The following is an 11,178-nucleotide window of genomic DNA, read 5'->3' as shown; positions in this document are numbered from 1 at the left end:
GAATCTGCGACCGCGGGCCACCCTCGACTACCACTGTCCGGCGGAGATGTTCATGCGTGCGCTGGGGCGCGATGACCTCGCCCAAGCGATCGATGATGCACTTCTAGATTGACACCGCCTAACCAAAAGAAAGGGCCCCCGGATGACGCGCCTTCCGGGCCTAGCGGCCCCCCAGGTGCGCGGGTGGGTTCCGGGGTTTTTCGACAGGGCATCCTGCCCTGGCGAAAAACTGGCCCGCATCCATGCCGGCCACCCTGCGGGCTGATCCTCCACCCACCCGCCGCGTCATACGGGGACCCCTGAGAGCCAAGAGCAGTGCCAAGAGCAGCAGCCAAGAGCAGCAGCCAAGAGCAGCAGCCAAGAGCAGCAGCCAAGAGCAGCCAGAGCAGTAGCCGAGGGCAGTAGCCAGAGCTACAGATCTACTGTGGGAGCGCACCCTGTGCGCGACCATCCTACGGAGCGATACATCCCGGCGTGGCGGTCGCGCACAGGGGGCGCTCCTGCAGGCAAGACGAATTTTTTTGCGTTGCGACAGGGCACTCACCCCCATTGGATCTACCATCACAGCCATCGATGGGTTGGGGAATCCATGCATGTCTGTTTCAAACGCCACGACGGGCCCGGCCTCGTCGCTCCGCTTCGGTATCGCGATCGTCGTCCTGGCCCTGGGCGCCATCGCCGGCGCCGTATTCGCAGCCCACGGTGAGATCGATGGCTGGCGCTGGCTGCACTGGGTGTGCAAGCCGCTGACCACGGTGCTGATCCTGTGGATGGCCTGGCGTGCCGCGCCGGCGGTGTCGGAGCGTTACCGGCGCTGGATCGCCGCGGGCATGCTGTGCTCGTTGGTCGGCGACGTGTTCCTGATGCTGCCGCACGATGCCTTTGTGGCGGGGCTGGTGTCGTTCCTGCTGGCGCACCTGTGTTTCATCGCCGCGCTGCTGGGCGACAGCCGCTTTGCCGCCCGGCCGTGGGGCATGCTGGCCTGCGTGGCGTACGGCGTGTTCAATCTATGGGCGCTGTGGCCGTCCTTGCCCGTGCCGCTGCATCTGCCGGTGGTGGTCTACGTGCTGGTGCTGGCGAGCATGGGCGGGCAGGCGGTGGTGCGCGAGCGGGAGCACGCGTCCGATGAGCTGGCCACCTCGGCGCACTGGTCGATGATGGGCGCGCTGATCTTCATGCTCAGCGATACACTGTTGGCCTGGGACCGCTTCCGTTTCGTCATTCCGCTGTCGACGGTGTGGGTGCTGGTGACGTACTACACGGCGATGTGGTGCCTGGCGCGATCGGTTCGCGGGAGTCGTTGAGCGGCCATGAATACGCAGGAAATCATCATCACGTGGGCCACGCCGGTGTTCTTTGCGCTGATCGCGCTGGAACTGCTGGTGGCCAAGCTGCGCGGCCGCAGCGTGTATCACAGCAGCGATGCGATCAACAGCCTGGGACTCGGCGTGATCTCGCAGATCGTGGCCGTCTTCAGCAAGCTGCTCACGTTGGGTATCTATGCATGGTGCGTGCAGCGTTTCGCGTTGTTCGCGTTGCCTGCCAACAGCGTGTGGGTGTGGATATCCGCGCTGTTGTTGTACGACTTCTGCTACTACTGGCTGCATCGCGCGGGGCACGAGGTGAACATCCTCTGGGCCGCGCACGTGGTGCACCACCAGAGCGAGGATTACAACCTTTCCACCGCGTTGCGCCAGACCGGCAGCGGCGTGTTGCTCGGCTGGTTGTTCTACCTGCCGATGGCCATCGTGGGCTATCCGCTGGAAGTGTTCGTGGTGGTGGCGTTGATCGATCTGCTCTACCAGTTCTGGGTGCACACCGAACTGGTGGGGCGGCTGGGCTGGTTCGACCGCGTGTTCTGTTCGCCGTCCAATCATCGCGCCCATCATGCGGTGAACGACCGCTACCTCGACCGCAACTACGGCGGCATCCTGATCGTATGGGATCGCCTGTTCGGCACCTTCATCGAGGAAGACGACACCGACCCGCCGATCTACGGCACGCGTTCGCCGTTGCGCAGCTGGAATCCGCTGTGGGCCAACGCCGAGGTGTACTGGGCCACGGCCAAGGATGCGTGGCATGCGCGTCGCTGGCGCGACAAGCTGCTGGTCTGGCTGAAGCCGCCGGGCTGGCGTCCGGCGGACGTGGCGGAGCGTTTTCCCAAGCCTGCGTTCGATATCCAGCGCGAGCGCTTCCTGCCGCAACTCTCGCGCGGCCTTACCGTCTACGGACTGGTGCAGTTCGCGCTGCTGCTCGGCATGGCGGTGCAGTTCCTCGATCTGGCCAAGCAGGTGCCGGCGACCACCTTGGTTGCCTATGCCGTCTTCCTGGTGCTCAGCCTCACTGCGCTGGGCGCGCTCACCGAGGCACGGCGCATCGGCATTGGCCTGGAACTGGCGCGGCTGTTCGCCACCGCCGCGATGCCCTTGCTCACCGGCGGCTGGTTCGGCGTGCCGCAGCTGGATGCCCGCGTGGTGGCCGCGATGGTCGCCGTCCAGGCGCTGAGCGCACTGGTGCTGGGCTGGCTGGTGCTGTCGGCGGCAGGCCGCAGCAACGCGGAAAAACCCATCCACGGCTAGGACCTTTGGCACTCCCGCGCAGCTGCAGCGTGGCAGGCGCGAGGGCATTCGCTATGATCGCGGCTCATTTCCCGGGGATGAGCCGATGGGTTTCCTTAGTAAGTTGGTGCGCCACAAGCCTGTGGAGCTGTTGCAGGCGGAGGCCGGCAAGCGCGGCGATTTCCGTCGCGTGCTGGGTCTGTGGCAGCTCACCGCCATCGGCATCGGCGGCATTATCGGTGTGGGCGTGTTCGTGCTGGCGGGTCAGCAGGCGGCGCTCAATGCCGGCCCGGCCGTGGTCATTTCCTTCCTCATCGCCGGCATCGCCAGTGCGGCGGCGGCGCTGTGCTACGCAGAGTTCGCAGGCCTCATCCCGGTGACGGGCAGCGCTTATACCTACGGTTATGCCGTGCTCGGTGAATTGGCTGCATGGCTGATCGGTTGGGATCTCCTGCTCGAATACGCGCTGATCGTCGCGGTGGTCGCCATTGGCTGGTCGGGCTATGTGCAATCGGCCCTGGCCAGCATGGGGGTGCATCTGCCGGTCTGGGCGCGGGGCGCGATGAACCCCGATAAGCCCGGACAGGTGTTCGATGTCATCGCCGCGGCGATCACCTTGGGTGTGGCCACGCTCTTGACCATGCGCACCGAGTGGGGCGCGCGCTTCAACACGCTGGTGGTGGCGATCAAGGTGGCTGCGGTTGCGCTGGTGATCGGCGTGGGCGTGTTCTACATCAATCCGGCGAACTGGTTCCCCTTCATCCCCGAACGCGTTGTCGATGCCAAGGGCGTGGGGCACTTCGGCTTCAATGGCGTTGCGACCGCCGCGGCCGTGGTGTTCTTTGCGGTATTCGGCTACGACACGTTGACCACGGCGGCGGAAGAATCCAAGAACCCGCAACGCGATCTGCCCAGGGCAGTGCTGTTGTCGCTGGGTATCTCGATGGCGATGTACCTCGCCGTATCGCTGGTGCTCACCGGCATTGCGCACTACGACACGCTCAATACCGATGCTCCGGTGGCCGATGCGTTCAAGGGCCTGGGCTTGCACTGGGTGGCGCTGACCGTGTCGGTGTCGGCGGTATTCGGCCTCATCAGCGTGCTGTTCGCCTTCATGCTCGGCGCGGCGCGCATCTGGTATGCGCTGGCGCGCGACGGACTTCTTCCGGGCTGGTTTGCGCGCGTGCATCCGCGCTACGGCACGCCGTATCGTCCGACCATCGCGCTGGGCGTATTCACCGCGGTGGTTGCAGGCTCCACGCCGATCCAGAAGGTGGCGGAGCTGGTCAACATCGGCGTGCTTTCGGCCTTCATCGTGATCTGCAGCTCGGTCATGATCCTGCGCAAGCGCAAGCCGGATTTGCACCGCGCCTTCCGCACGCCGCTGGTGCCGCTGGTGCCGTTGATCGGCATTGCGTTCTCGATCTGGCTGCTGTCGGAACTGCCGGCCATCACCTGGAAGGTATTCCTCGGCTGGGTGAGCCTGGGCCTGGTCATCTACGTGTTCTACGGCATGCACAAGAGCAAGCTGGAGCAGCTCAAGTAAAGCCGAGGCGTCCACGGATACAAAGAAAAACGGCCGCTTTCGCGGCCGTTTTTTTGTCCACCGGGCAGGGAAGTCTTAGAACTTCACTTCCACCGAGGCGGAATAGGTGGCCACGTTGGCGTTGGTCTGCGGCTCTTGCGCGCCGTCGCGACCGTACTTGATGTGGTAGTTGTCGTAGTTGACGCCGAGGGCCACGTTCCTGGTGATGTCGTAGCCCACGCCGGCACCGGCGTACCAGCCGTTGTTCCAGCTGCGCTCGCTGGCGGTGGCGTCGCCCACGGTGACCGCGCCGGTGGTGCGCGAACGCAGGTAGCCGCCGTGACCGGTGACGAACCAGTTGTCGTAGAAGTTGTACTTGCCGGTCACGCCGATCTGGCCGACGCGCGGCTTGGCCGAGGTGCTGGCGAAATCGAAATCGTTCTTGACCTTGCCGAGATAGGCGTAGCCGATTTCAGCGCCGACGATGCCGTTCCAGCGCCAGCCGAAGCGCACGTTCTGGAACACGTCGGTCTTGTCGGAAACGCCGCCGAGACGGTAGTTGCTCTGGCCCAGGTTGCCGGCAACGAAGAAATTGTCGAGCTGGTTGTTGTTCTCGTCAGCCTGAGCAGCAAAAGGCGCAGCAGCGACCACGGCCAAGGCGGCCGCAAGAAGAATCTTGTTCATGGAATGCTCCAACTATTTTTGTGATCCGTCGCGACCATGGGGGGAGTGTCGCGATGGGCCGCGTGGGGAGCGCGGTGAAAAAAGGATACGGGTTTTTAACCTGCAGAAAACCCTTGCAGGGTTTTGCGGAAAGGCGATGTTCAGACATTTCCATGACCAATGGCAGGGGGTGGCATGTGTCAACCCGCACTAGCATCGGAGGTTCATGTTTCGTGCAGCCGAGGGTTGCGCACGAATCCGATTGAACAGGGGAGAATCTCTTTTGAAAGCCTCGCATCTCGCTTCCGCCATTCTTGCTGCGGCCTTCGGGCTCGGCAGCTTCGCGGCCCTTGCCGATGTTCCCGCGCCCCAGGACATTGCGTTCAACGGCACCTTGAAGATCAACGTCGATGCCACCGACATCGCGCATCGCGTGTTCCGCGTGCGCGAGACGGTGCCAGCGCAGGCGGGTCCGCTGACGCTGCTCTATCCGCAGTGGCTGCCGGGCAATCATTCGCCGACCGGTCCGGTCGACAAGCTCGCGGGCCTGGTGGTGAAGGCGAACGGCAAGGTCATTCCGTGGAAGCGCGATCCGCTCAACGTGTTCGCGTTCCACGTGGATGTGCCGCAGGGCGCGAACGAAGTGCAGGTGGAATTCCAGTTCCTCTCGGCACAGGACCTGCGCCAGGGCCGCGTGGTGATGACGCCGGAGATGCTCAACCTGCAGTGGAACTCGGTGTCGCTGTATCCGGCCGGTTATTTCGCGCGCCAGATCAAGGCCGAAACCAGCGTGACGTTCCCCGCCGGCTGGCAGTACGGCAGCGCGCTGGAAATGGCCTCGCGCAACGGCGACACGGTGACGTTCAAGCCGATCGACTACGCCAACCTGGTGGATTCGCCGATCTACGCGGGCAAGTACTTCAAGCGCGTGGATCTGGATCCGGGCGCGAAGACGCCGGTGTTCCTCAACATCGTGGCGGACGATCCGAAGTTCCTGGAGATCAAGCCCGAGCAGTTGAAGGCGCATCAGAACCTGGTGCAGCAGATGTACAAGCTGTACGGCGCGCACCACTACAACCATTACGACTTCCTGTTCTCGCTCAGCGACAAGATGTCGGGCAACGGCCTGGAGCATCACCGTTCCAGCGAGAACGGCGTGGGCACCACCTATTTCACCGAGTGGGACAAGAACGCCGCCATGCGCGATCTGCTCTCGCACGAGTTCAACCACTCGTGGGACGGCAAGTATCGTCGCGGCGCCGACCTGAGCACGCCGAACTTCAACGTGCCCATGCAGGACAGCCTGCTGTGGGTATACGAAGGCCAGACGCAGTTCTGGGGCTACGTGATGGCCGCGCGTTCGGGCCTGTGGAAGCAGGACCAGGCGCTGGACATGCTGGCCAATGTGGCGGCTACCTATGACCGCGGTCGTCCGGGCCTGCAGCTGTGGCGCAATATCCAGGACACCACCAACGATCCGATCATCGCCATGCGTCGCCCGTTGCCTTACCGCAACTACCAGATGAGCGAGGACTACTATTCGGGCGGCCAGATGATCTGGCTCGACGTGGACGGCAAGCTGCGCGATCTCACCGGCAACAAGCGCTCCATCGACGATTTCGCCAAGGCCTTCTTCGGCATGAACAACGGCGACTGGGCCGTCAACACCTATACGTTCGAGGACGTGGTGAAGACGCTCAACGACATCGCCCCGTTCGACTGGACCAGCTATCTGCGCGAGCGGCTGGATGGCCATGGTCCGCTGATCGGCGGCTTCGAGGCGAACGGCTGGAAGCTGGTCTACAACGACAAGCCCTCCGAGGTCGCCAAGGCGATGGAGACGCGCGCGGGCGGCGCCAACCTTACGTATTCGCTGGGCGTGTCGATGGGCAAGGGTGGCGACGTCGTCGACGTGCTGTGGGACAGCCCTGCCTTCAAGGCTGGTTTGTCGCCGGCGATGAAGGTGGTCGCGGTGAACGGCAAGGAATATTCCAGCGATGCTCTCAAGGAAGCCGTGACCGCCGCTGCGAAGGACAAGAATCAGCCGGTGGAGTTGCTGGTGAAGAACTTCGATGAGTACTCCACGCTGCGCATCGATTACCACGATGGGTTGAAGTATCCGCATCTGGAGCGTATCGAGGGCAAGGCGGATCGGTTGTCGGAGTTGCTCAAGGCGCGTTGATGCTACTTCTCTCTCTCGGTGAGAGGGTGAGAGATGGATCTGAAAAGCCGCTCCGCCTGGAGCGGCTTTTTTTTGCTCGTCATCCCGGCGCACCCCGAAAAGGGGGCGAGGGCCGGAGGCGCTTCTCAACAGCCGAATGGCTGGTCATCCAGAGCCTCGGTGTCTAGTTGTCGCGCAGTCGCGATCTGGCTCGCCTGCCGCGGGCTTCCGACCTCCTGCCGGCGACGCAAAGCTAGTCCCCTTTTCGGGAAGGCCGGGTCACTTTTCTTTGCTTGCCCACGCACGCGCAGGAGCGCGTGCGAATGGCGAAGCCGGCCCGAAGGGCGTAGGGCAGGATGCCCGGAGTAAAGAAAAGTAACCAAAAGAAAGGGCCCCCCGGATGACGCGCCTTCCGGGCCTTCGGCCCTCCAGGTGCGCGGGTGGGTTACGGGGTTTTTCGACAGGGCATCCTGCCCTGGCGAAAAACTGGCCCGCATCCATGCGGGCCACCCTTCGGGCTTTCCTCCACCCACCCGCCGCGTCATACGGGGACCCCTGAGAGCCAAGAGCCAAGAGCCAAGAGCCAAGAGCCAAGAGCCAAGAGCCAAGAGCCAAGAGCCAAGAGCCAAGAGCCAAGAGCCAAGAGCCAAGAGCCAAGAGCCAAGAGCCAAGAGCCAAGAGCCAAGAGCCAAGAGCCGGAGCCGGAGCCGAGAGCTGTGGATCTACTGTAGGAGCGCACCCTGTGCGCGACCATCCTACGGAGCGATACATCCCAGCGTGGCGGTCGCGCACAGGGTGCGCTCCTACAGAACAGCGCAGACGTTCCCGCGAGCACCCGCCCCTCACCCCGGCCCTCTCCCCGCCGGGGAGAGGAGAAGTGCGGTGCATCGGGGGCCATTTGTGGGAGCGCACTTGTGCGCGACAAGCCGACAGAGCGATACATCCCCGCTATAGGGGCACTCCTCAGCGCCGCCTTACTCGCTATCTAAGTCGGAATGACAAAGCGAGCCCACCCACATGGGCTCCCGCTCCCAACTCCGCTATACTGCGCCATCGCCGCGTCCAGACCCCCGGTCCCAGGCCGCGTCGACGCTCAATGCGCCCGTAGCTCAGCCGGATAGAGTAGTGGCTTCCGAAGCCATTGGTCGGGGGTTCGAATCCCTCCGGGCGCGCCATCTCCCCTTCGTTATGCCGATCGACTATGGCGACTGGCGAGTAGCGCTGCGGCGGTGCATGCGTTCCAATGAATGCTCCCCGATCCGAGACGTTCGCCGTGCAGCGACCTGACGTAAAGGCCTTCTTCGACGAATCCACCAACACCTTCAGCTATGTCGTGTGGGATTCGGCGACGGGCAAGGCGGCGGTGATCGATAGCGTGCTCGACTATGACGCCGTATCCGGTCGCACGCGTCGCGATTCGGCGGACGCGCTGATCGACTTCGTCAAGGCGCAGTCGCTGGAAGTGCAGTGGGTCATCGATACCCATGTGCATGCCGACCATCTTTCGGCCGCGCCGTACGTGCAGTCCAAGCTGGGCGGTACGCTGGCGATCGGCGAGCATATTCGCGATGTGCAGGAGACGTTCGGCAGGGTCTTCAATGCCGGTGCGGATTTTGCGCGCGACGGCAGCCAGTTCGATCATCTGTTCAAGGATGGCGAGCGCTATCGCGTCGGCACCATCGACGCCGTGGCCATGCACACACCGGGACATACGCCGGCCTGCATGACGCACCTGATCGGCGATGCCGCGTTCGTGGGCGATACGCTCTTCATGCCTGACTACGGCACGGCCCGCTGCGATTTCCCCGGCGGCGATGCACGAACGCTATACCGCTCGATCCAGCGCATTTTTGCCTTGCCCGACGAAACCCGGATATTTCTCTGCCACGACTACAAGACGGCCGATCGCGACGTCTTCGTGCATGAAACCACCGTGGGCGACGAGCGGCGTTCGAACATCCACGTGCGCGAGGGGACGGACGAAGACGCCTTCGTGCACATGCGCAGCACCCGCGATGCAACGCTGTCCATGCCGCGCCTGCTGTTGCCATCCGTGCAGGTGAACATGCGGGCCGGACAGTTTCCGCTGGCCGAGGAGAACGGCACGCGCTACCTGAAGATCCCGCTCGACACGCTGTAGTCGTCGCCGGATGCGAAACGGCACGCCCTCTCTTGGGAGAAGGCGTGCCGCTGATGCATCGAATTGGCTATCAGTGGGTCTGGCGAAGCTGCTTCTCGAACGCCTTCACCTGCTTGTCCGCTTCGTCGCGCGCGATGCCGTAGCGCTCCTGCAGCTTGCCCGAAAGGTACTCGGCGTTGCCTTCGGCAATCTTCAGATCGTCATCGGTGAGCTTGCCCCACTGCTGCTTGATCTGGCCGCTGAGCTGCTTCCAATTCCCCTGAATGGTGTCCTGGTTCATGACTGACCTCGTTGGATGTCGGTAGGTGCCATCTGCATTGGCGACATCGATTCGAGCAGCAGCCGGGTTAAGTGCGCGTCCCGAGGTTGTTGTCGAAAGTGGCGGGGATTCACGCGCGTATGTCGCTCACTGAGACGGCGCTCATGCCGTCTCAACGAAAAAAGGCGCCATCGGAGGCGCCTTTTTCCCGAGACCCTGGCAGTGGCGGATCAGCTGCGCACTTCGAAATCTTCGGACGCCACCTGCTTGCCGTTGAGCGAAATGACCACCTTGTATTTGCCCGTGGGCCAGGCGTTCGGATTCTGCACCTTGAAGGTGGTGATGGCCGGACCGTCGGTGGCGATGGACTCGCTGGTGCTGCTGAACGGTTCGTCCTTGCCGTCGAGATAACTCCACTTGGCGTTCAAGGTGGCGTTGTCGGTGGTGCCGATGGTCGCCACGCTGGCGTAGATGGCCTTTTCCTCGGGCGCGAACTTGCGCTGTTCCTTGCTGATGGCGTGCGCCGCATCCACCTGGCTGCCGATGGTGACGGCGGCAATCTTGATCTCGCCCCCGGTGGCCACGCTGGCGGATTTGGCGGTGGTCTGCACGGGCGCCGGCGCGGTGCTGGTGGGCGATGGGGCGCTCTGCGGCGGGCTGATCGGCGCGGTGGACGGCGGCGCCGGTGCGGCCGGTGCCGGGGCGCTGGTAGCCGGCGACGTGGGCGTGGTGTTGGAGGCTTCGTGGTTCTTGCCGCACGCGCTCAGCACAAGCAGTCCGGCAAGGGTCGCGCAGTACAAAGCCGTTTTACGTGGCTGGATATTCATGACTGACCCCATGGCTGGTGGCGGACAGGCGCCCGGCCGCCATGCAAGCGGTGCCGGGCGCCTGTTCTGCACAAGGCTAGCCCGCAGGGTCTGAAGCTGCGATTACCGCATATCCGTGCGTCGACGCCGCCTTAACGACGATGCCTCTTACTGGCGCGCGCCGCGTGGATTGTCCGGCCGCTCGGTGCCGCTGCTGCGATAGGGATTGATGTCCAGGCCACCGCGACGCGTGTAGCGCGCATACACGCTGAGATGCTCGGGCCGGCAGCGCTGCATCACGTCCACGAAGATGCGTTCCACGCACTGCTCATGGAATTCGTTGTGGTTGCGGAAGGAGACCAGATAACGCAACAAGCCGGCCTGATCGATCGGTGCGCCGCGATAGCGGATCTGCACGCTGCCCCAATCCGGCTGGCCGGTCACCGGGCAATTGGATCGCAGCAGGTTGGAGACCAGCGCTTCCTCGACGACGGGCTGGCTGGTGTCGGCCACCAGATAATCCGCCTGCGGCGGACCGTAGTCGTCGATATCGATGGCCAAGTCGTCGACCAGCGTGCCATCGAGATCGGTGACGGCATGACCGCGTGCCTGCGCATCGGTCAGCGTCACGTCGATGGGGGCACCGGCAGCGGCGGAGAGGTCGCGCGTCAGGGTGGCGATCAGCGCGGCCCGGTCGGTCACGCGTTCCTGCGAAAAGCCGTTGAGATAGAGCTTGAACGACTTGGACTCGATGATATTGGGCGAACCGGCCGGCACGCGGAATTCCGCCAGTGCCACCACCGGCTTGCCGCGCCCATCCAGCCAGGACAGCTCATAGGCGTTCCACACGTCCTCGCCGTGGAACGGCAGGGGCCCGGTCACGCCGATCTCGTCACGCTTGGCCTGGCGCGGGATGGGGAACAGCAGGGAGGCGTCGTAGCGGTCGGCGTAGACGGTGGTCTTGCCGAGCGGGGAATGTTCTGGGGTACTCATGACGCCATTGTACCGCCTCGCGGACGCGGCCCCGGTCCGCTTCGCACGAAGCTGCGCCTTCGCCCATGACCAC

General features: G+C 63.8%; 9 protein-coding genes, 1 tRNA gene and 1 pseudogene. 7 read left to right on the top strand and 4 right to left on the bottom strand.

Annotated elements, in window-relative coordinates; translation table 11 throughout:
* The 4 genes and pseudogenes from ISP20_RS21850 to ISP20_RS14705 all read left to right on the top strand — a co-directional run.
* Positions 1-112, top strand: a pseudogene (locus ISP20_RS21850) (IS30 family transposase); the annotation flags it as partial.
* Between the two features lie 481 nt (positions 113-593).
* The gene (locus ISP20_RS14715; RefSeq protein ID WP_204636864.1) at positions 594-1,304 is read left to right on the top strand and encodes a lysoplasmalogenase; all 711 of its coding nucleotides are present in this window, start codon (positions 594-596) and stop codon (positions 1,302-1,304) included.
* A gap of 6 nt (positions 1,305-1,310) precedes the next feature.
* Positions 1,311-2,579 carry a sterol desaturase family protein gene (locus ISP20_RS14710; protein ID WP_204636863.1) on the top strand — a complete coding sequence of 423 codons (1,269 nt, stop codon included), beginning with the start codon at positions 1,311-1,313 and terminating at the stop codon, positions 2,577-2,579.
* Positions 2,580-2,664: 85 nt separating this feature from the next.
* The gene (locus tag ISP20_RS14705; protein WP_204636862.1) at positions 2,665-4,104 is read left to right on the top strand and encodes an amino acid permease; all 1,440 of its coding nucleotides are present in this window, start codon (positions 2,665-2,667) and stop codon (positions 4,102-4,104) included.
* A 75-nt stretch (positions 4,105-4,179) separates the two neighbouring features.
* Here the strand turns inward: ISP20_RS14705 and ISP20_RS14700 are convergent, their stop codons facing one another.
* The gene (locus ISP20_RS14700; RefSeq protein WP_204636861.1) at positions 4,180-4,767 is read right to left on the bottom strand and encodes an outer membrane protein; all 588 of its coding nucleotides are present in this window, start codon (positions 4,765-4,767) and stop codon (positions 4,180-4,182) included.
* A 262-nt stretch (positions 4,768-5,029) separates the two neighbouring features.
* Here ISP20_RS14700 and ISP20_RS14695 point away from each other — a divergent pair, with 262 nt between their 5' ends.
* The 3 genes from ISP20_RS14695 (at position 5,030) to ISP20_RS14685 (ending at position 9,047) form a co-directional block, all read left to right on the top strand.
* Positions 5,030-6,928: a M61 family metallopeptidase gene (locus ISP20_RS14695; RefSeq protein ID WP_204636860.1), complete on the top strand. Its 1,899-nt coding sequence runs from the start codon at positions 5,030-5,032 to the stop codon at positions 6,926-6,928.
* A gap of 1,077 nt (positions 6,929-8,005) precedes the next feature.
* A tRNA-Arg gene (locus ISP20_RS14690) sits at positions 8,006-8,082 on the top strand.
* Between the two features lie 68 nt (positions 8,083-8,150).
* On the top strand, positions 8,151-9,047 hold the full coding sequence (locus ISP20_RS14685) for an MBL fold metallo-hydrolase (RefSeq protein ID WP_204636859.1): 897 nt from the start codon (positions 8,151-8,153) through the stop codon (positions 9,045-9,047).
* A gap of 70 nt (positions 9,048-9,117) precedes the next feature.
* Here ISP20_RS14685 and ISP20_RS14680 read toward each other — a convergent pair whose 3' ends face one another.
* The 3 genes from ISP20_RS14680 to queF all read right to left on the bottom strand — a co-directional run bounded on the left by ISP20_RS14680 (position 9,118) and on the right by queF (position 11,105).
* Entirely contained in the window at positions 9,118-9,327 is a 210-nt protein-coding gene (locus ISP20_RS14680) for a CsbD family protein (protein WP_204636858.1), read from the bottom strand.
* A 209-nt stretch (positions 9,328-9,536) separates the two neighbouring features.
* The gene (locus ISP20_RS14675) at positions 9,537-10,133 is read right to left on the bottom strand and encodes a hypothetical protein (protein WP_204636857.1); all 597 of its coding nucleotides are present in this window, start codon (positions 10,131-10,133) and stop codon (positions 9,537-9,539) included.
* A 147-nt stretch (positions 10,134-10,280) separates the two neighbouring features.
* Entirely contained in the window at positions 10,281-11,105 is an 825-nt protein-coding gene (gene queF, locus ISP20_RS14670) for an NADPH-dependent 7-cyano-7-deazaguanine reductase QueF (protein WP_204636856.1), read from the bottom strand.
* Positions 11,106-11,178 lie beyond the last annotated feature (73 nt).

This window comes from Dyella kyungheensis (genome assembly GCF_016905005.1).
GTDB classification, from domain to species: Bacteria; Pseudomonadota; Gammaproteobacteria; order Xanthomonadales; family Rhodanobacteraceae; genus Dyella; species Dyella kyungheensis.
This window is presented reverse-complemented; position numbering and strand designations above follow the sequence as displayed.

Excerpts from the sequence above, each read along its gene's own strand:
- ISP20_RS14715 (WP_204636864.1), top strand. The coding sequence starts at position 594 with ATGTCTGTTTCAAACGCCACGACGGGCCCGGCCTCGTCGCTCCGCTTC.
- ISP20_RS14710 (WP_204636863.1), top strand. The coding sequence starts at position 1,311 with ATGAATACGCAGGAAATCATCATCACGTGGGCCACGCCGGTGTTCTTT.
- ISP20_RS14705 (WP_204636862.1), top strand. The coding sequence starts at position 2,665 with ATGGGTTTCCTTAGTAAGTTGGTGCGCCACAAGCCTGTGGAGCTGTTG.
- ISP20_RS14700 (WP_204636861.1), bottom strand. The coding sequence starts at position 4,767 with ATGAACAAGATTCTTCTTGCGGCCGCCTTGGCCGTGGTCGCTGCTGCG.
- ISP20_RS14685 (WP_204636859.1), top strand. The coding sequence starts at position 8,151 with ATGAATGCTCCCCGATCCGAGACGTTCGCCGTGCAGCGACCTGACGTA.
- ISP20_RS14680 (WP_204636858.1), bottom strand. The coding sequence starts at position 9,327 with ATGAACCAGGACACCATTCAGGGGAATTGGAAGCAGCTCAGCGGCCAG.
- ISP20_RS14675 (WP_204636857.1), bottom strand. The coding sequence starts at position 10,133 with ATGAATATCCAGCCACGTAAAACGGCTTTGTACTGCGCGACCCTTGCC.
- queF (WP_204636856.1), bottom strand. The coding sequence starts at position 11,105 with ATGAGTACCCCAGAACATTCCCCGCTCGGCAAGACCACCGTCTACGCC.